Annotated in this window: 19 protein-coding genes; 5 read left to right on the top strand and 14 right to left on the bottom strand. The window is 74.1% G+C overall.

Translation table 11 applies throughout. The features are described from left to right. Positions 1-6 precede the first annotated feature (6 nt). The 9 genes from SM450_RS03855 to rsmD all read right to left on the bottom strand — a co-directional run bounded on the left by SM450_RS03855 (position 7) and on the right by rsmD (position 7,748). Positions 7-2,229 (bottom strand): MMPL family transporter, encoded by a 2,223-nt coding sequence (locus tag SM450_RS03855; protein ID WP_474618229.1) that lies wholly within the window; start codon positions 2,227-2,229, stop codon positions 7-9. A gap of 236 nt (positions 2,230-2,465) precedes the next feature. Beyond that, positions 2,466-3,323, bottom strand: coding sequence for a bifunctional DNA-formamidopyrimidine glycosylase/DNA-(apurinic or apyrimidinic site) lyase (mutM, locus tag SM450_RS03850; RefSeq protein WP_474618228.1), 858 nt, complete (start codon positions 3,321-3,323; stop codon positions 2,466-2,468). Next, the gene (gene rnc, locus SM450_RS03845) at positions 3,316-4,110 is read right to left on the bottom strand and encodes a ribonuclease III (RefSeq protein ID WP_474618227.1); all 795 of its coding nucleotides are present in this window, start codon (positions 4,108-4,110) and stop codon (positions 3,316-3,318) included. Before rnc ends, mutM begins: the two co-directional genes overlap by 8 nt. Further along, on the bottom strand, positions 4,107-5,144 hold the full coding sequence (locus tag SM450_RS03840; RefSeq protein WP_474618367.1) for a phosphate acyltransferase PlsX: 1,038 nt from the start codon (positions 5,142-5,144) through the stop codon (positions 4,107-4,109). Before SM450_RS03840 ends, rnc begins: the two co-directional genes overlap by 4 nt. A 54-nt stretch (positions 5,145-5,198) precedes the next feature. Beyond that, entirely contained in the window at positions 5,199-5,372 is a 174-nt protein-coding gene (gene rpmF / locus SM450_RS03835) for a 50S ribosomal protein L32 (RefSeq protein WP_089156974.1), read from the bottom strand. Between the two features lie 5 nt (positions 5,373-5,377). Continuing rightward, a complete protein-coding gene (locus tag SM450_RS03830) occupies positions 5,378-5,941 on the bottom strand; it encodes a YceD family protein (RefSeq protein WP_474618226.1) in 564 nt (187 codons plus the stop codon). A gap of 127 nt (positions 5,942-6,068) precedes the next feature. Beyond that, positions 6,069-6,566 (bottom strand): ATP synthase subunit B family protein, encoded by a 498-nt coding sequence (locus tag SM450_RS03825; RefSeq protein WP_281584485.1) that lies wholly within the window; start codon positions 6,564-6,566, stop codon positions 6,069-6,071. 145 nt (positions 6,567-6,711) lie between these two features. Next, entirely contained in the window at positions 6,712-7,188 is a 477-nt protein-coding gene (gene coaD, locus SM450_RS03820) for a pantetheine-phosphate adenylyltransferase (RefSeq protein ID WP_474618225.1), read from the bottom strand. Then, positions 7,185-7,748, bottom strand: a complete 564-nt coding sequence (gene rsmD / locus SM450_RS03815) for a 16S rRNA (guanine(966)-N(2))-methyltransferase RsmD (RefSeq protein ID WP_474618224.1) — start codon at positions 7,746-7,748, stop codon at positions 7,185-7,187. The genes coaD and rsmD overlap by 4 nt, the downstream gene beginning before the upstream one ends. Positions 7,749-7,996: 248 nt before the next feature. Between rsmD and SM450_RS03810 the strand changes: the two genes are divergently transcribed. Beyond that, on the top strand, positions 7,997-8,944 hold the full coding sequence (locus SM450_RS03810) for a cell wall anchor protein (RefSeq protein WP_474618223.1): 948 nt from the start codon (positions 7,997-7,999) through the stop codon (positions 8,942-8,944). A gap of 181 nt (positions 8,945-9,125) precedes the next feature. Here SM450_RS03810 and recG read toward each other — a convergent pair whose 3' ends face one another. Further along, a complete protein-coding gene (gene recG / locus SM450_RS03805; RefSeq protein ID WP_474618222.1) occupies positions 9,126-11,327 on the bottom strand; it encodes an ATP-dependent DNA helicase RecG in 2,202 nt (733 codons plus the stop codon). Beyond that, positions 11,324-12,925: a DAK2 domain-containing protein gene (locus SM450_RS03800; protein WP_474618221.1), complete on the bottom strand. Its 1,602-nt coding sequence runs from the start codon at positions 12,923-12,925 to the stop codon at positions 11,324-11,326. The genes recG and SM450_RS03800 overlap by 4 nt, the downstream gene beginning before the upstream one ends. A 154-nt stretch (positions 12,926-13,079) precedes the next feature. Here SM450_RS03800 and rpmB point away from each other — a divergent pair, with 154 nt between their 5' ends. Both rpmB and SM450_RS03790 read left to right on the top strand, forming a co-directional pair. Then, a complete protein-coding gene (rpmB, locus tag SM450_RS03795; protein WP_106316350.1) occupies positions 13,080-13,271 on the top strand; it encodes a 50S ribosomal protein L28 in 192 nt (63 codons plus the stop codon). A 216-nt stretch (positions 13,272-13,487) separates the two neighbouring features. After that, positions 13,488-14,744, top strand: a complete 1,257-nt coding sequence (locus tag SM450_RS03790) for an ATP-grasp domain-containing protein (protein ID WP_474618220.1) — start codon at positions 13,488-13,490, stop codon at positions 14,742-14,744. A gap of 31 nt (positions 14,745-14,775) precedes the next feature. Here SM450_RS03790 and SM450_RS03785 read toward each other — a convergent pair whose 3' ends face one another. Together SM450_RS03785 and SM450_RS03780 are read right to left on the bottom strand one after the other, a co-directional pair. Beyond that, entirely contained in the window at positions 14,776-15,243 is a 468-nt protein-coding gene (locus SM450_RS03785) for a GNAT family N-acetyltransferase (protein WP_474618219.1), read from the bottom strand. A 111-nt stretch (positions 15,244-15,354) separates the two neighbouring features. After that, positions 15,355-16,302, bottom strand: a complete 948-nt coding sequence (locus tag SM450_RS03780; protein ID WP_474618218.1) for a thiamine-phosphate kinase — start codon at positions 16,300-16,302, stop codon at positions 15,355-15,357. A 167-nt stretch (positions 16,303-16,469) separates the two neighbouring features. Here SM450_RS03780 and SM450_RS03775 point away from each other — a divergent pair, with 167 nt between their 5' ends. Then, positions 16,470-16,703 carry an Lrp/AsnC ligand binding domain-containing protein gene (locus SM450_RS03775; RefSeq protein ID WP_013284547.1) on the top strand — a complete coding sequence of 78 codons (234 nt, stop codon included), beginning with the start codon at positions 16,470-16,472 and terminating at the stop codon, positions 16,701-16,703. After that, the gene (locus SM450_RS03770) at positions 16,704-17,339 is read left to right on the top strand and encodes a DUF3515 family protein (protein ID WP_474618217.1); all 636 of its coding nucleotides are present in this window, start codon (positions 16,704-16,706) and stop codon (positions 17,337-17,339) included. Between the two features lie 15 nt (positions 17,340-17,354). Here the strand turns inward: SM450_RS03770 and SM450_RS03765 are convergent, their stop codons facing one another. Further along, the gene (locus SM450_RS03765) at positions 17,355-18,458 is read right to left on the bottom strand and encodes a D-alanine--D-alanine ligase family protein (RefSeq protein ID WP_474618216.1); all 1,104 of its coding nucleotides are present in this window, start codon (positions 18,456-18,458) and stop codon (positions 17,355-17,357) included. Positions 18,459-18,731 lie beyond the last annotated feature (273 nt).

Raw genomic sequence — 18,731 nt, 5'->3', positions numbered from 1 at the left:
CCACGGTCAGGGGACGGCGACCAGCTCCGGCGCCGGGGCGGGGGGCGGCTCGGGCGGCGGGGTGGTCGAGCGGCGCCGCAGGAAGCGCGGCGCCCACCAGTTCGCGTCGCCGAGCAGCGTCATCACCGAGGGCAGCACCACGGCCCGGATGATCGTGGCGTCCAGCAGGATCGCCGCCGCCAGGCCGATGCCGAGCTGCTTGAAGTCGATCATGCTGAGCGTGGCGAAGATCGAGAAGACCCCGACCATCACGATGGCCGCGCTCGTGACCACGCCGGCCGAGGACGTGATGCCGTACGCCACCGCGTCCCGGTTGGGCACGCCCCGGTCGACCGCCTCGCGAATCCGGCTGACCACGAAGACGTGGTAGTCCATGGAGAGCCCGAACAGCACCACGAACAGGAACAGCGGCAGCCAGGTGACGATCGCGTCCATCGAGGTGAACCCGAGCAGCCCCTCCGCCCAGTGGCTCTGGAACACCAACACCAACAGCCCGTACGCGGCGCCGGCGGAGAGCAGGTTCAGCAGGATCGAGGTGAGCGCCACCACCACCGACCGGAACGTCCACGCCATCACCAGGAACGTCAACGCCAGCACGAACGCCGCGACCACCGGCAACTTCGCCCAGATGTGGTCGGCGTAGTCCTCGCTGGCGGCCACCCCGCCGCCGACCGCGTACTCCACGCCCGGGATGCCTCCCAGCGCGGCCGGGACCAGGTCCCCGCGCAGTTCGTGCAGGGACCGGGACGCCTCGTCCGAGCGGCTGGCGTACGGGGTGGCCACCTCCAGCACCGACACCCGCCGGTCGTCCGACACCCTGATCTCCGGGCCGTCCCCCTCGGCCGGCGCGAAGAGCGGGTCGGTGGCGGCCCGGCCGGCCAGGCCGGTGAGCGCGGCCCGCACCCGGTCGGCCTGGTCGGCGGGCGCCCGCACGGCCACCATGTGGCTGGTGCCGTTGCTCGGGAAGGCCGCGGCGAGCCGGTCGTACGCCTGCATGGCCGGCGTGGTGCGCGGCACGTCCTCGGTGCCGGGGAACTTGAGCTTCATGCCGAGCGCGGGCGCCGCCAGAGCGAGCAGCAGCCCGACCGAGACCACGAGGGTGGCCACCGGGGCGCGCAGCGCGGGCCGGAGCACGGCCGGCCAGAACCGTGGCCGGGCGGGCTGCCCGTGCCGACCGCCGCGCGCGGCGGTGAGCCGCCAGAGCAGCGGCACCCGGGGCCGGTCGACCCAGCGGCCCAGCTTGGCCAGCAGCGCCGGCAGCACGGTCAGCGAGCCGATCACCGCCACCGCGACCACCAGGATCGAGCCGACGGCGAGCGACGAGAAGATCGCGTCCTGGGCGAGCAGCAGGCCGCCCATCGAGATGATCACGGCGGTGCCGGAGACCACCACGGCGTGCCCGGAGGTCTCCGCCGCGATCTCCACCGCGTCCAGGCCGGATCGGCCCTTGGCCCGTTCCTCGCGCTCGCGCCGCACGTAGAACAGCGAGTAGTCCACGCCCACCGCCATGCCGATCAGCAGGATGACGCTTGCCGTGGTGTCGGTGGCCGGCACCAGGTGCGAGGCGAGCGTGGAGAGGCCCATCGCGGCGGCCACCGAGGAGAGCGCGAGGAGCACCGGCACGCCGGCGGCGATAAGCGCCCCGAACGCGATGATCAGGATCGCCAGCGTCACCGGCAGGCTGAGCAACTCGGCCCGCTTGAAGTCGTTGCCGAGGGTCTCGTCGAGCGCCTTGTCGATCGACGGGCCGCCGACCTCCTCCACCCGCAGCTCGGGGTGGGCCTGCTGCACCGTCGCGGTGGTGTCCCGCAGCGGCTGCACCCGGTCCGCGGCGGTCTCCGGGTCGCCGGACATGGTGATCGGCAGCAACAGCGCGGTGCCGTCCCGCGACGACACCGGCGTACCGACCGAGGCCACGCCCTCGACCTGCCGCAACCGGTCCGCCGCGTCCTGCGCGACGGCCTTCGCGGCGGCCGGGTCGAGCGTCCCCGACCGGGCGGTGATCAGCACGTTCTCGGTGGCCGGGTGGTGGAAGCCGCCACTGTCGACGATCAGCTCGGCCCGCCCGAACTCACCGATCGCCTGATCCGCGTTGCTTGCCTCCCTCAGCCCGGCGGCGCTGCCGCCGACGAAGCACACCGCGACGAACACCACCCACAGCGCGATGGCCCGCCAGGGATGCTCCGCACTCCACCGCGCCAGCCGCACGGTCACCGGTCGCCTGCCCATATCCGGGGTCCCCCTTCAGACGTCGGCCCCGTGCCGACGTCTGCTGACGCTAGGGATCCGGCGGGGCCCGGACATCGGGGAAGCTCCCGGCTCCTCCCCGATTCGCCGGGACCGGGTCGGGCGGCCGGCACCGACGCACCGATCCAGCGCGAAAAGGGCAATTCAGGGTACGTTCCGGCGCGCCGCCGGGGACCGGCCGGCGCAGCACACCGGCGCAACCCCGAGCCGGCTCGGGGTCATCCCCGGAGGGCGCCCCGGGGCCGCGGCTGGCATCGCGGGCAACTGTAGGAGGAGCGGTTCATGAACGCCTCGCGGCGGATCGGGGCGCCGCAGCGCGGGCAGGGCTCCCCCTCCCGGCCGTACGCGTTGAGCGACCGGTCGAAGTAGCCGCTCTCGCCGTTGACGTTCACGTACAGCTCGTCGAAACTGGTCCCGCCCTGCTTGATCGCCTCGCCGAGCACGTCCCGCACGTGGCCGAGCAGCCGCAGCGCCGCCGGGCGGGTGAGCGCGTCGGCCGGCCGCACGCCGTGCAGCTTCGCCCGCCACAGCGCCTCGTCGGCGTAGATGTTGCCCACCCCGGAGATCAGCGTCTGGTCGAGCAGCGCGCGCTTGATCTCGGTGCGCTTGCGGCGCAGCGCGGCCACGAACGCCTCGTCGGAGAACTCCGGGTCCATCGGGTCCCGGGCGATGTGCGCGATCTCGGCCGGCAGGTCCGCCCCGCCCGCGGAGACCGACAGCCCGCCGAACGTGCGCTGGTCCACGAAGCGCAGCTCCGGCCCGTCGTCAGCGAACCGGAACCGGACCCGCAGATGCAGCTCGTCGGCCGCGCCGACCGGTTGGAGCAGCAACTGCCCGGACATGCCGAGGTGGCCGATCACCGCGTCCCCGCTGTCAAGCGGCAGCCACAGGTATTTGCCCCGGCGGCGCACGTCGGTGATCGTCCGGCCGGCCAGCACGTCGGCGAAGTGCGCGCCGCCCGGCGCGTGCCGGCGTACCGCCCGGGGGTGGCGCACCTCGACGGCGGTGATCCGCCTGTCGACGACCCACTGGGCCAGTCCCTGCCGGACGGTCTCCACCTCGGGCAGCTCAGGCACGGCCGGCGCCCGCCTCGGCGTCCTCCGGGGTGGTCGCGTCCGGAGTGGTCGCGGCCTCGGCCCGCGCGGCGGCCTCCGCCTGCTCGGTAAGCATTCGCCACGCCGACTCGGCGGCCCGCTGCTCGGCCTCCTTCTTGCTGCGCCCCTCCGCGCCGCCGTAGCGGTTGCCGGCCACCACGACCCAGGCGGTGAACGTCTTGAGGTGGTCCGGCCCGGTGCCCTCGATCCGGTATTCCGGCACGCCCAACCCCAGCGCGGCGGTCAACTCCTGGAGGCTGGTCTTCCAGTCCAGCGCCGCGCCCCGGCCGGCCGACTCCACCATCAGCGGGTCGAAGAGCCGGTGGATCACGATGGCGGCGGTGTCCAGGCCGTACTGGAGGTAGATGGCGCCGAGCAGCGCCTCCAGCGTGTCGGCGAGGATGCTCGCCTTGTCCCGGCCGCCGGTGGCCTCCTCGCCCTTGCCCAGCAGCAGGTACGCGCCAAGCCCGTCCGGGCCCAGGCCGCGCGCCACGTCGGCGAGCGCACGCATGTTGACCACGCTGGCCCGCAGCTTCGCCAACTGCCCCTCGGGCAGGTCCGGGTGGTTGTGGAAGAGCGCGGTGGTGATCACCACGCCGAGGACCGAGTCGCCCAGGAACTCCAGCCGCTCGTTCGTGGGCAGGCCCCCGTTCTCGTACGCGTACGAGCGGTGGGTGAGCGCGCGCTCCAGCAGCTCCGGGTCGAGCGACACCCCGAAGGCCGTCTCCAGGTGTCCGACGGGAGCACGCCGCCGCTTCTCGTTGGTCATGGTGCTACCTCGGTGTCGTTGCGGTCAGGTGCGGGATCGTGCGGGATGTCGGCGAGCAGCGCGCGGACCGTGCCGGCGGCGTCGCGACGCCAGAGGTGGGCGGCGAGCGCGATGCCCGAGGCGACGTCCTCCGGGCCGGCCGCGCCGTGGCACACCACCACGGTGCCGGCCACCCCGAGCAGGGCCCCCGCACGGGGCGCGCCGCCGTTCGCCGGCGGCCCGCCGGCCATCGCGTACGCGCCCTCGATCGCCTTCAGCAGGACGTTGCCGGTGAACCCGTCGGTCACCACCACGTCGGCGCGGGCGCCCAGGGAGATGTCGTACCCCTCGACCAGGCCGACGTAGCGGGCGCCGCAGGGCAGCGGCACGGCGGCCAGCGCCGGGTCGGCGGCCCGGCGGAGCCGGTCGCCCTTGCCCGCCTCGTGGCCGACGGAGAGCAGCCCCACCCGGGGCGCGGTGACGGCGTGCGCCACTGCCGCGTAGGCGGCGCCGAGGACGGCGTGCCGGACCAACGTGGCGGGGCCGGGTTCGAGCGTGCCACCGACGTCCAGGAGCACCACCGGACCCGCGACGGCGGGCAGCGTGGCGACGAGGGCGGGTCGGCGTATCCCGGTCCAGCGACCGAGGCCGAGCGCGGCGGCGGTGACGGTGGCGCCGGTCGAGCCGGCGGAGACCATGGCGTCGGCGAGCCCGTCGTGGACCGCCTGCACGGCCGTGCGTACCGTGCTCTCGCCGCGTGCGGCGGTCGGGTCGTCGGCCATGCCGACGGCGGCCCGCACCGGGCGGACCGTGACCCGGGCGCGTTGCGCCGAGTCGAGCGCGCTGATCAGCCCGTCGGCGACCTCGGTCGGGCCGACGAGCAGCAGGCGCAGGTCGGGGTCGGCGCGCACCGCCCGCAGAGCGCCGTCAACCACGACGGCGGGAGCATCGTCCCCGCCGAGGAGGTCGACGGCGATCCGCGCGGTGCCCGGCTCCGACGGCCCGCCGGCCGGGGAACGGCCGGCGGCGGAGGGAGCCGGGGCACCGGGCGTCAGCCGTGGTGCGCGCGCCACCCGAGAAGCGGTCGGGGGCGTCACTCGGTGTCCAGGTCAGACCTCGAGGACCTGGCGGCCATTGTACGTGCCGCAGACGGAGCAGGCCGCGTGCGGCAGCTTCGGCGACTTGCACTGCGGGCAGGCAACGGTCGCCACCACCGAGGCCTTCCAGTTCGCCCGGCGGGCGCGGGTGTTGCTGCGCGACATCTTGCGCTTGGGGACGGCCACGGTTCCTACTCCTCTGTACGGGTCAGTTGCGACAGGCCCGCCCAACGCGGGTCGATCTGCTGGTGACTGTGGTCGGCGGGCAGATCGTCCCAGTGCACCCCACACTCGGGGCACAGTCCGGGGCAGTCCTCCCGGCAGAGCGGGTTGGTCGGCAGCGCGAGCACCACCGCGTCCCGCACCGCCGGCTCCAGGTCGATCAGATCGCCCTGCATCCGGCCCACCTCGTCCTCGTCGGTCGTCTCGTCCGTGGTGCTGTCCTCGTACGCGTACAGCTCCTGGACGTTGACGACCACCGAGTCGTCGATCTCGCGCAGGCAACGGCCGCACTCGCCCCTGACGGGACCGGTGACGGTCCCGGAGACGAGCACGCCCTCGGACACCGACTGCAACCTCAGGTCGAGGTCGAGGTCCGCGCCCTCCGGCACGGCGATCAACTCCACGCCGAGGTCCGCCGGTGCCGTCACGACCCGCCGGAGTTCACGCAACGCGCCAGGGCGACGCGGCAGGTCCCTCGTGTCGAGGACCAGCGGCGCCCTGGGGTCGAGTTGGCGAGGCGAATGTTTGGGCATAGTCAGACTCCGGCCGGTGAGAGGCCGACAAAAAAGGTTACCTGGGAGACGGGCGGACCGTCGAACCGGGGGCACACCCGCCCCGGTCCGGCGGCAGCCGGCTGTCGGCGACCGGCCCGCGCGCCGCTCAGAAGGGTAGCGGGCGGTCGGCCTCGTCCCCACCGAAGGTGCCGATCTCACGCAGCGCGTGCATCTTGTCGCGGCCACGCTCGATCGAGGCCAGCGCCCGGGTGAGGAACTGCTCGAAGTTGGCCAGAGCGGTGTCGACGTAGTCGTCGACCTCCTCGCGGAGGCGTTGCGCCTCGGCCCGCGCCTCGCCGATGATCCGGGCGCCCTCGTGCTCGGCCGAGACGGTGATCTCGTTCACCGACACCAGCCGGGCGTGTTCCGCCTCACCCTCGCTGATGATCCGGTCGGCCTCGCGCTTGCCGGCCTCCATGATCTTGTCCCGCTCCTCGAGCAACGCGGCGGCCCGGCGCAGGTCGGCGGGGAGCTCGGCACGCATCTCGTCGAGCGCGGCGATCATCTCGCCACGGTCGACCATGCAGTTGTTGCGCGACATCGGGACGGAGCGGGCCTGCTCCACCATGGCGATCAGTTCGTCGATGCGATCGAGCGGGTCCACCGGTACCTCACTCCTGTCTTCGTCGGCCGCCCTCCATGATGCGGCCTGCGCCCGGTTTCGGCGCTGCACACATCATGTCGCGCGGCGACCACTCCCGCCCCACCCGCCCCCGGACGGCGCGTCGCCGACGGGCCCCGGTCACGGTTCAGGGGCGCAGGCGGGCGACGAGCTGCTCGCGGACCACGTCCGGCACGTGGGCGGAGATGTCGCCGCCCCACTTGGCCACGTCCTTGACCAGGCTGGAGGAGAGGAACGAATAGAGCGGGTTGGTCGGCATGAAGAGCGTCTCCACCCCGGCCAGGCCGACGTTCATCTGGGCCATCTGCAACTCGTAGTCGAAGTCGCTCACCGCACGAAGGCCCTTGATCAGCACACTCGCCTGCTGGTCGCGGCAGAAGTCGACGAGCAGGCCGCGGAACGACTCCACCCGGACGTTCTCGTACGAGGCGGTCACCTCGCGGAGCATCTTGATCCGCTCCTCGACGGTGAACAACCCCTGCTTCGACTGGTTGACCAGCACCCCGACGATCACCTCGTCGAACAGCCGGCTGGCCCGGCCGACGATGTCGAGGTGACCGTTGGTGACCGGGTCGAACGAGCCCGGGCAGACCGCACGTCTCATGATCGGCGACCGTACCAAAGGGTGGTCTCGCCGTAGCGGCGACTGCGTTCCGGCGTGATGCCCTCCACCCAGCCGACCGCGCCGGTGCGGCGGGACCGCTCCACGATCACGAGCGCGTCCGGGGCGAGCCAGCCGCCGTCGACGAGCGCGGCAAGCATCGCGGTGAGCTCCGCGTCCGGAACCGCGTACGGCGGATCGGCGAAGACCACGTCGTAAGCGCCGCCGTCCGGCCCGGCCGCGAGCACCCCGGCCACCCTGCCGGTCACCAGGCGGGCGGCCGGAGCGGCCCGGAGCGCGGCGATGTTCTCCCGGATCACCCGGCCGGCCCTGGCGTCCGACTCGACGAGCAGCACGTGCGCCGCGCCCCGGGACAGCGCCTCCAGACCGACCGCGCCGGAGCCGGCGTACAGATCGGCGAAGCGCGCCCCGTCCAGGTCGAGATCGGCCTGCACGGCGCTGAACAGCGCCTCCCGGACCCGGTCCGAGGTCGGCCGGGTGCCGGCGCCGGGCGGCGCGGCGATCCGCCGCCCGCCGAGCGTGCCGGCCACGATCCGGGTCACCGTTGATCCCTGCGCATGCCCCGACGCTACGCGACGCCGGGAACGGGCGAGCCGACCACCGGGAGCAACGACGCGTGACCCCGCGTACATCAATGATCTCAGATCCATAACGGACCCTTTACGACCCGTCGATCGCGGTAACGCCCGCCGTGTCGATCTCGCTAGGGTCTGCCCCGGTTGCCGGGCGGACGCGCGATTTCGGCCGTCCGCCGCCGCCCTCTCCCATCCTCCCCTCCTCAGGAGAAGACGTGAACCGTCTCCACCTCCGGCGTGCCGCCGCCCTCACCGCCGGCGCGCTGATCGGCCTCGCGGGTGTGGCCACCGTCGCCGCCCCGGCCGCGGCCCACCACCCCGAGCCGTCCGGCAGCTACTGCGCCACCAGGGACGGCAAGGTCACCGTCACCTGGTCGGTGATCAGCAGCGAGCGCGACATCTCCGGCAGAATCACCAAGCTCGAATCCACCGTGCCGAGCGACATCACCGGCGACCTGGCCGTGGGCGCGGAGCTGAAGAAGCAGGGCGACGGGCCGCTGACCGGCACCCAGACCCACACGTTCGCCGGCGCCATCCCCGAGCTGAAGCTGACCGTGGGCGCGCACTGGGACCGGGGCCGCCAGTCCCACGACGGTGAGCGCACCGTCGTGGCCCGGCCCAGCCGCAACTGCGAGGTGGTGGAGAGCCCGTCGCCGTCGCCGTCGGCGGCCTCGCCGTCGCCGAGCGCGTCGCCGTCGCCGGAGTCGCCCGAGCCCACCCCGACGCCGTCTGCCTCCACCCCGCCGAGCCCGTCCGCCACGCCGTCGACCCCGGCCGAGCCGGCGGAGCCGATCTTCAAGCTGGACCAGGACTGCGACTCGATGACCTTCGTCGTGGAGAACCCGGCGAGGGGTGTGCCCTTCACCGCCACGCTCACCACCGAGAAGGGCGTCACCAAGAAGCTCGTCTCCGAGCCGGGCAAGACCACCTCGGTCGAGTTCGACGCCTACAAGGGTCTCAAGGTCACCGTGCGGTACGACGTGGCCGAGGACGCCGAGACCATCCCGTACACCCAGCCGGAGGACTGCTCCGGCCAGGGTGGCGGCCTGCCGGTGACCGGCCCGGCCGCGGGCGCCATCGCCGGTGGCGCCGCCCTGCTGCTGACGGCCGGCGCCGTGCTGTTCGTGGTGGCCCGCCGCCGCCGGATCAGCTTCACCGCCTGATCCACAAGCTCCGCCCGCGGGGGCGCGTCGACCACCTGGTCGGCGCGCCCCCGCCGCTCGTGATCCACTCCGTTACGCCGAAGTGGTGGGGTCGCCCGCCCCGCGATGCCGCCACTTCCCCGAGGCGGTGTGGATAAAGGCACCGGATGCCACCACCTCGCCGGACCGGGGCGGGAAGCGGTCAGCCCTTCTCCAGGTATTCGGCGCGCTCGGAGTCGACGAGCGCGGCGACCGAGGCCGCCAGCGCCGGCTGCCGGGCCAACTCCGGATCCTCCTCGACCAGGGTGATCGCCTCGGCCCGGGCGTCCCGGATCAGGTCGGTGTCGCGCAGCAACGACAGCAGCCGGAGGTGCGACCGACGGCCGGACTGGGTCGCGCCCAACACGTCGCCCTCGCGGCGCTGCTCCAGGTCGAGTTCGGCCAGCTTGAACCCGTCGGTGGTGGAGGCCACCGCGTCCAGCCGCTCACGGGCCGACGAGCCCTCGGCCGCCTCGGTGACAAGCAGACAGAGGCCGGCGGCCGAGCCACGGCCCACCCGGCCGCGCAACTGGTGCAGCTGGGACACGCCGAACCGGTCGGCGTCCAGCACGATCATCACGGTCGCGTTCGGCACGTCGACGCCCACCTCGACCACAGTGGTCGCGACAAGCACGTCCAGGTCGCCGGCCGCGTACGCGCGCATCACCGCGTCCTTCTCGTCGGCCGGCAGCCGCCCGTGCAGCACCCCGATCCGCAGCCCGTGCAGCGGCCCCTCGGCGAGCAGCGGCGCCACCTCGGTCACCGCCAGCGGCGGACGTCGACCGTTGTCGTCCTCCCGTGGCGCCTCCTCGTCGGAGACGGGACCCTCACCGATGCGGGGACAGACCACGTACGCCTGGTGGCCCTTGGTGACCTCCTCGCGCAACCGGCGCCAGGCCCGGTCCAGGAAGGCCGGCTTCTCGGCGGCCGGAACCACGTGCGAGGCGATCGGCGAGCGGCCCCGCGGCAACTGGGACAGGGTGGACGTCTCCAGGTCGCCGTAGACGGTCATCGCGACCGTACGCGGGATCGGGGTGGCGGTCATCACCAGCACGTGCGGCGGCTGGTCGGCCTTGGCGCGCAGCGCGTCCCGCTGCTCCACGCCGAACCGGTGCTGCTCGTCCACCACCACCAGACCCAGGTCGGCGAAGTCGACCCCCTCGTAGAGCAGGGCGTGCGTGCCGAGCACGATGCCCGCCCGGCCCTCCGCCACCTCGGCCAGGGCCCGCCGCCGGGCCGCCGCGCCAAGCGAGCCGGTGACCAGCTCCACCCGGGTCGCGTCGTCGGCGGCGCCCAGCTCACCGGCCCGGCCGAGCGGGCCGAGCAGGTCGAGGATGCCCCGGTGGTGCTGGGCGGCGAGCACCTCGGTCGGGGCGAGCAGCGCGGCCTGACCGCCGGCGTCGACCACCTGGAGCATGGCGCGCAACGCCACCACCGTCTTGCCGGAACCCACCTCGCCCTGCAACAGCCGGTGCATCGGGTGCGCGGTGGCCAGGTCGGCGGCGATCTCCCGCCCGACCGTCTGCTGGCCGGAGGTCAACTCGTAGGGCAGCCGCGCGTCGAACGTGTCGAGCAGGCCGCCCGCCTTCGCCGGCCGGGACCGCGCCGGCCACGCCGCCGCCCGGTGCTTGCGCTGCACCAGGGTGAGTTGCACGGCGAACGCCTCGTCCCACTTGAGCCGGCGGCGGGCCCGGTAGAGCGCCTCCTTGCTTGACGGCCGGTGGATCTCCCGCAGCGCGACGTCGATGCCGGCCAGGTTGCGGGTGGCCCGCACGGTCGCCGGCAGCGGGTCGTCCGGCGGGGTGAACGTGTCGAGCACCACCCGTACGCAGCGGGCGATCACCCAGGTCGGCACCGCCGCCGCGGCCGGGTAGACCGGGATCAGCGCGCCGGCGAACTCCTCGACCTCCTCGTTGGCCGCCGCCTCGCCGTCGCCGCCCTCACCGAGCAGGACGTACTCCGGGCCGTTGAGCTGCCGCTTGCCCCGGAACTCGGTCACCTTGCCGGCGAACAGCCCCCACCGACCCGGACGCAGCTCCCGCTCCCGCCACGCCTGGTTGCCGAAGAAGGTGCAGGTGAGCACACCGCCGGAGCCGTCGCCGACGGTGACCTCCAGCAGGTTGCCGCGCCGCTGGCGCATCGGGCGGACCGCGGTGCGCTGCACCTGCGCCAGCACGGTGACCTGCTCCCCCACGTCAAGCGAGCGGATGTCGGTGTGCTCGCCGCGCTCGTCGTAGCGGCGCGGGAAGTGGTAGATCAGGTCACCGGCGGTGTGCAGGTCGAGGTGGGCGGCGAGCGCCTTGGCGGTCTTCTCCCCCACCAGCTTCTTCAACGGCGTGTCCACGGTGGCCGGTTCGCTCGTCATTCGACCCCCAGCAGGAGCGGATAGTGCGGCTGGCCGCCCTCGTACGCCTGCACCTCCACGAACGGCCAGGAGCGCTCGACATGGGCGCGGACGCGGTCGGCCAGCCCGGCCGGGGCGTCCGCCCCGCAGAGCAGCGTGACCAGCTCGCCGCCGCCACCGAGCATCCGGTCGACCACGGCCGTGCAGGTGTCGGTCAGATCCTGCCCGATCAGGTGCACCTCGCCCTCCACCAGGGCCAGCACGTCACCCGGCCGGCACGGGCCGGCGACGGTGAGCGCCTCCCGGCCGGCGTGGCAGACCTCGGCGTAACGGCAGGCTCCGGCGGCCTCGGCCATCGCGATCACGTCGTCCTCGAAGCGCCGCTCCGGGTCGCGCACGGCGAGCGCCGCGAGGGCCTGCACCGGGGAGCGGGTGGGCACCACGCTCACCTTCACGCCGAGGCCGTGCGCCTCCCGCGCCGCCGCACTCGCCACCGACTGGGTGTTCGGATCGTTCGGCAGCACCACCACCCGGGCCGCGCCGGTGGCCCGGATCGCGTCGAGCAGCTCACCGATGGACGGGTTGGCCGGCAGCACCACGGCGCCCTCGGCGGCGAACAACTCGGCGATGCCCGCGCCGGTCGCCACCACCACGGCGGCCCGGCCGTCGGCCCGGGCCACCGCCGGCCCGGTCTGGTCGGCGAACCGGGTCACCGTGATCCGGTGCGGCCGGCCGGCGACCACGCCCGCCTCGACCGCGGCGCCGACGTCGTTGACGTGCACGTGCACGTTCCAGGTGCCGGAGCCGTCACCGACTACCGCAAGCGAGTCACCGAGCGCGGACAGCTCGGCGCGCAGCCGCGCCACCGCCTCGTCCGGGGCGTCGAGCAGGTATTGCACCTCGTAGGCGTACGCCTCGGAGCCGGTCTCCCGGGCGGCGGTCCCGGGCCGGCGGCGCGGGGGCGGCGCGGGCGCCGGCTGCTCGGGGCTCTCCCCGGTGATCGTCTCGACAAGCGCGTCGAGCAGCAGGCACAGCCCCCGCCCACCGGCGTCGACCACACCGGCGCGGGCCAGCTCGGGCAGTTGCTCCGGGGTGCGGGCCAGTGCGCGGGTCGCCGCCTCGGCCGCGGCCCGGGCCACCGCGCGCAGGTCGTCGCTGTCCACCCGCCGGGCCGCGCCGGCCGCCTCGGCGACCACGCTGAGCAGGGTGCCCTCGACCGGTCGGGCGACCGCCGCGTAGGCGGCGGCGGTGGCGGCGGCAAGCGCGTCGGCGAGCTGCCGGCCCCGGACCGCGGGCACGGCGCCGAGCGCGTCGGCGAGCCCGCGCAGGATCTGCGAGACGATCACCCCGGAGTTGCCCCGCGCGCCGAGCAGCGCGCCCTGCGCCATCAACCGCAGCGCGTGCCCGTGCGGGGTGTGCCCGTCGTCGGGGAGCGTCCCCAGGTCCATGGCGAGGGCCTGCTGGGCCGAGGTGAGCGTGAGCACCAGGTTGGTGCCGGTGTCGCCGTCCGGCACCGGGTAGACGTTGAGGTCGTCGATCTCGCCCTGGTGCCGCTGGAGGGCGGCCAGCCCGCTCGTGCACCAGCGGCGCACCGCGGCGGCGTCGAGGGTGTCCAGCACGTCGGGAAGCCTACTGGCGCACACCGACACGCGCCCGGTCCGGCGCGCTCGGGGGCGGGTTGGCCGGGGCCACCCGGCATCGGGTAACCTGGCCAGGTTGTCCGTGCAGCGCCTGCCGGCGACCTCATGAACGTATCAATCCCAGGAGTATCCCGTGGCTAGCGTGTGCGACGTCTGTGGCAAGGGGCCGGGCTTCGGCCACAACGTGCCCTGGTCCAAGAAGAAGACCAACCGCCGCTGGAACCCGAACATCCAGTCGGTGCGCACCCCGGCCGGTGGCGGCACCACCAAGAAGCTTCAGGTCTGCACCTCGTGCATCAAGGCCGGCAAGGTCGTCCGCGCCTGACCCGGCCGCGGGTCGCGATGACGACCCGCCCGTGACACCGCCAGAAGCCGCCCGGCGTCCTCCGGGCGGCTTCTGGCTGTCGTCCCGCGCCGTACGGCCTCCACCGACCCGCGATAACGGCTGACCGACCGTACGGCGACCTGCTGGTCCGGGCCGGTTAGGGTGCTGCTGCGCCGGCCGTCCGGGTCCGGCGCGAGCCGTGGGGAGGGACGACCGGTGGACCTCGATCTGGGTCGCGAGCAACTGGTGGTGGTCGGCGCGTCGCTCGGTTCGCTGCGGTGGTTCGACGAGGAACTGCCGGCCGGCAGCGTGGTGCTGGTCGAGGAACCGGACGTGATCCGCCGCCGCGACCTGGCCCGGTTCGCCGACGACCTGCCCCTGGTCGGCCGACTGGTGGCGGCGGAATACCAGACCGGCCTGGACGTCGACGCCCTGCGGGCCCGGGAGCCCGGCCTGGCCGGCGCCCGGCTGGTCCTGCCCGGCCTGGAGTACGCGGTGGGCGCCACCGCCCGGCTGGCCGACCGGCTCGGCCTGCCAGGCGCCGGGGTGACCGCCGCGGACGTCTTCTCCGACAAGCACCGGATGCGGCTGCTGGCCGACGAGATCGGCCTGGCCAACCCCGCCTACGAGCTTGTCGACGACCCGGCGCGGGCGGTCCGGTTCGCCCACGCGCACGGCGGCCGGTGCGTGCTCAAGCCCACCCGCCGCTCGGGCAGCCTCGGCGTGCAACTGATCACCGACCCGGGCGAGTTGGCGGATCGGTGGGCGGCCAGCGCCAGCCCGCCGGCGCCCACCGAGGCCACCGACCGTGGCCTGCCCACCGGCGTGCTTGTCGAGGAGTTGCTTGTCGGCTCCGAGCACAGCGTCGAGCTGCTGGTCGCCGACGGCGACGTGCTCTTCGCGAACGTGACCGACAAGCGGATCGCCGGCGGCCGGCACCCGGTGGAGACCGGGCACACCGTGCCGTCCGCGCTACCCCCGTCCCAGCACGACGCGCTGCGGGCGGCGGGAACCCGCCTCGCCACGGCGGCCGGCTTCCGCAGCGGCATGCTGCACAGCGAGTGGATCCTGGTCGGCGGCGTGCCCACGCTCGTGGAGTGCGCCGCCCGGATGCCCGGCGACATGATCACCGCGCTCATCTCGATCGCCTACGAGCGGGACGTCATCGAGGCGTACCTGCGGGTGCTGCGCGGCGAGCGGCCGGCGCTGCCGGCGCGCCCGACCGGCGCGGCGGCGATCGAGTTCCTCGTCGCCCCACCCGGCCGGGTGACCGCGGTGGACGGCCGGCGCGACGCGCTACGGGTGCCGGGCGTGCTCGACGTGCGGGTCGACACGAAAGTCGGGCAGACGGTCCCCGAGATGCGCTCCTCGGCGCACCGCAGCGGGCACCTGATGGCCTGGGGCGCGACGCCGGACGAGGCGGCGGTCGCCGCCCGCCGGGCCGTCGGGGAGATCCGCATCACCGTCGGCTGACGCCTGTCGGCGGGACGTCATCGGCGGGACGTCAGAGGGTACGGCCGAACGACAGGCAGCCCGGCTCGTCCTGATAGAAGCCGAAGTTCGGGATCCGCTCGTAGCCGGACGAGGTGTACATCGCGATCGCCTCCGGCTGCCTGTCGCCGCACTCCAGCACGATCCGCTTGCGGCCGGAGTCGCGGGCGGACCGCTCGACCGCCGCGAGCACCGACCGGGCCACGCCCCGGCCCCGGGCGGCGGGCGCGGTGTACATCCGCTTCAGCTCGGCCGTCTCCCCGTCCTCGCCGTGGCTGCGCCAGCCGCCGCAGCCCACCGGCCGCCCGTCCAGGTAGGCGACGAGGAAGGCGCCGGCCGGCCGGACGAACTCCGCCGCGTCGACGGGCGTCTCGTCGCCGCTGCCGCCGTACCGCTCGCCCAGGTCGGCAAGCGCCGCCCGGATCAACGCCTGCGACTCGGGCGCGTCGAAGGGCCGCTCCCGGATCTCGATCTCACTCACCAGGCCAGGCTACGACCGGTCCCGGCACCCGTCCGGCCCCGGCCGCCGAGGTCGGACGCAGATCACTGCGGCTCACGCCGAGCTGGTCATTCCGCTTTGCGGCCGAACCGGTCATTCCGCGCGCCGGAAGTGGTCCCAGCCGCGCGGGCCGTCGTACCCGGCGCCGTCGACGGTGACGCCGACGCCTGCGGTCACCCGCCCGACCGGGCGCCAGCCCGCCGGCAACGCCGCGCCCGCCGGGAACGTCGCCGCCAGAGCGTGGTCGTCGCCGCCGCCCAGGATCCAGGAGTACGGGTCGGCGCCGAGCGCCTGCGCCGCGTCGCGCATCTGCCGGGGCACCTCGAACGCGTCCCGGCTCAGGTCGATCGCGACCCCGCTGGCCGCCGCCACGTGCCCGAGATCGGCGAGCAGCCCGTCCGACACGTCGATCATGGCGGTGGCGCCGGCGTCGGCGGCGGCCGGCCCGGCGGCGTAGGGCACCTCCGGGCGGCGGAACGCCTCGACCAGCAGCCGCGGCGTGCGGAAGCCCCGGGACAGCACGGTGTAGCCGGCCGCGGCCCAGCCGGTACGCCCGGCGAGCGCCACCACGTCACCCGGTCGCGCCCCGGAGCGGACCACCGGTGGGCGGCCGGCCAGGTCGCCGAGGGCGGTCACCGCGATGGTGAGTGTCGGGCTGGCCGACATGTCCCCACCGACCACGCTCGCGCCGACGAGCCCCGCCTCCGCGCCCAGCCCGTCGGCCAGTTCCTCGGCCCAGGCCGGGTCCAGCTCGGCCGGCATGCAGAGCGCCACCAGCAGCGCCGTCGGGGTGGCCCCCATGGCGGCGACGTCGGCGAGGTTGGCCGCCGCCGCCCGATGCCCCACGTCCCGCGCGCCCGACCAGTCCCGCCGGAAGTGCCGGCCCTCGACAAGCACGTCGGTGGAGGCGACCACCCGCCGGTCCGGCGCCGCCACAAGCGCGGCGTCGTCGCCGGGGCCGAGCAGGCAGCTCTCCCCGTACGGCAACCGGGCGGTCACCCGGTCGATCAGCCCGAACTCCCCGACACCCGCGACAGTCATGCCGTCCCCTCGTCCCGCTCCGTCGTCCCGCACGACCCACCCCTGTCCCCGCACCGACGTGTGCTCGCTCACCGCGCTCACCAGGCGACCGATAGGGATCACGCCCGCTCGGTACGGTAGTTTCACCCTTCGGGCCGCCCCAGGCGGCGACGGACGGAGGTCGAGTCGTGGTACAGGCGTACATCCTCATCCAGACCGAGGTCGGTCGGGCGCGCGACGTGGCCGGTCTGATCGCGGACCTTGCCGGCGTGGTGCGGGTCGACGCCGTCACCGGGCCCTACGACGTGGTCGTGCTCACCGAGGCGAACACGGTCGACGAGCTGGGCAAACTCATCGTCAGCAAGGTGCAGATGGTGCCCGGCATCACCCGCACCCTCACGTGTTCGGTGGTGCGGCTGTAAGTGGAAGAGACGGAAACCACCCCGCGCCGGGACCACGGCAACCGGCGCGCCGCGCTGTGGGCGACCCTGGTGGCGGTGCCGGTGACCGTGGCGGTGGCCGGCTTCACGTTCGCCAAGCTCGCCCCGGAGTCCCCGGATGCCGCGTCGAGCGCGTCGGCCAGCCCCCGGGCACAGTCCAGCGCGCCTGTCGAGCTGCCCGCCCCGGCGCTTGCCGAACGCCCGGCCCTCCTCTGCCGTGCCCTGGTGTCGCAGTTGCCCGACACCGTGCGTGAGCTGCGGCAGCGCCCGGTGACCGCGGGTCCGGAGCAGAACGCGGCGTACGGCGACCCGGCGCTCACCGTGGCCTGCGGTGGCAACGCGCCGGTCCGGCCCTGCCCGTCGCCCACGGCCGGCGGCGACCTGCCCGCCGGTTGTTTCCCGGACACCGACGAGGTGTGGCGAGTCAACACGGTCTGCTGGCACCCGGTGCAGGAGGCCGACGCCACGGTGCTTACCGCCGTCGATCGGGAGACCCCGATCCAGGTGCGGGTGCCGAAGACCTACGAGCAGCCGTTGCAGTGGGTGGCCCCGATCTCCGACGCGATCGTCAGCGCGGTGCCCTCGGCGAAGCAGGCCCCCTCGGGCTGCTCCGGCTGACGCCCGTGCCGGCCGTCAGCGGCCGGCACGGCGGTGCAGGGCGGTGCGGATCAGGCGGTTGACAAGCTTCGGATATTCGAGCCCGCTGGCCGCCCACATCCGCGGGAACATCGAGGTCGAGGTGAAGCCCGGCATCGTGTTGATCTCGTTGAGAAAGACGTCAAGCTCCGGGGTGACGAAGAAGTCGACCCGGGCGAGGCCGGAGCAGTCGAGCGCGGTGAAGGCCCGGGCGGCGTAGTCGCGCACCTGCCGGGCCACCGCCTCGGGCAGGTCCGCCGGCACGTCGTACTCGCAGACCTGATCGGCGAAGATGTACTTGGCCTCGAAGTCGTACCAGTCCCGGTCACCGATCATCCGCACCTCGGCGAGCACCGAGGCCTCGGGCACGCCGCCGGCCTCGCCCTCCAGCACGCCGCACTCGATCTCGCGGCCCACCACGGCGCCCTCGACGAGCACCTTGCTGTCGATCTCCCGGGCGGTGGCGAGCGCCGCGTCGAGGTGCGCCCAGTCGTCGACCTTGGTGATTCCGAACGAGGAGCCGGCCCGGGACGGTTTGACGAAGACCGGCAGCCCGAGGCGCTCCTTGTCCTCCTCGCTCAGCGACATCCCGGCGCGCAGCACCGCGTACGGGCCGACCGGGATGCCCTCGGCCGCGCAGAGCTTCTTGGTGAACTCCTTGTCCATGGCCGCTGCCGAGGCGAACACGTTCGCCCCGACGTAGGGGATGTCCGCCATCTCCAACATGCCCTGGATCGTGCCGTCCTCGCCGTACGCGCCGTGCAGCACCGGGAAGACCACGTCCACATCGGCGAGCGCCACCGGGCCCTGGGTCGGGTCGAGCACCACCAGGCCACCGGCGGCCGGGTCGGCGCGCAGCACCAGTTCGGCGCCGGATCCGGCGGTGATCTCGGGCAGCCTGCGGTCGGCGATGGCGAGCCGGGCCGGGTCGCCGTCGGCGAGCACCCACTGGCCCTGCCGGGTGATGCCGACCGGGACGACCTCGAACTCGTCCGGGTCGAGGGCGGCCAGCACGCTGCCGGCGCTGACGCAGGAGATGCCGTGCTCGGGGCTCCGGCCGCCGAAGACGATCGCCACACGGGTCTTGCCTGGGGTGGTCATGGTCACCTCATCGTTCGCGGCTGCGGCTGGCAGTGCTCGCCGGTGGCGCTCACCCCGGTTGACCTTACTGTGCGTCGTCAGAGCCGGTGGCTGATACCCGGCGACACACGGCGTCACGTGGCAAACGGTCAAGATGACATATACAGGGAGTAACGGTGCGACTCGCGCGCAGCAGCGCGGGGGGGCCGGGGGGGGGCCCGGCCCCCCGCCCCCCCCCCGCCCCCCCCCCCCCCCCCCGCCACACCGGGGGCGGCCCCGGGGGGTGTCTAGGGG

The organism is Micromonospora marincola, assembly GCF_056150385.1.
This window is presented reverse-complemented; position numbering and strand designations above follow the sequence as displayed.

Coding starts and splice junctions, on each gene's coding strand:
- SM450_RS03855 (WP_474618229.1), bottom strand. CDS start 2,229: ATGGGCAGGCGACCGGTGACCGTGCGGCTGGCGCGGTGGAGTGCGGAG.
- rnc (WP_474618227.1), bottom strand. CDS start 4,110: ATGACCAACGAGAAGCGGCGGCGTGCTCCCGTCGGACACCTGGAGACG.
- SM450_RS03830 (WP_474618226.1), bottom strand. CDS start 5,941: ATGCCCAAACATTCGCCTCGCCAACTCGACCCCAGGGCGCCGCTGGTC.
- coaD (WP_474618225.1), bottom strand. CDS start 7,188: ATGAGACGTGCGGTCTGCCCGGGCTCGTTCGACCCGGTCACCAACGGT.
- recG (WP_474618222.1), bottom strand. CDS start 11,327: ATGACGAGCGAACCGGCCACCGTGGACACGCCGTTGAAGAAGCTGGTG.
- SM450_RS03780 (WP_474618218.1), bottom strand. CDS start 16,302: ATGACTGTCGCGGGTGTCGGGGAGTTCGGGCTGATCGACCGGGTGACC.
- SM450_RS03765 (WP_474618216.1), bottom strand. CDS start 18,458: ATGACCACCCCAGGCAAGACCCGTGTGGCGATCGTCTTCGGCGGCCGG.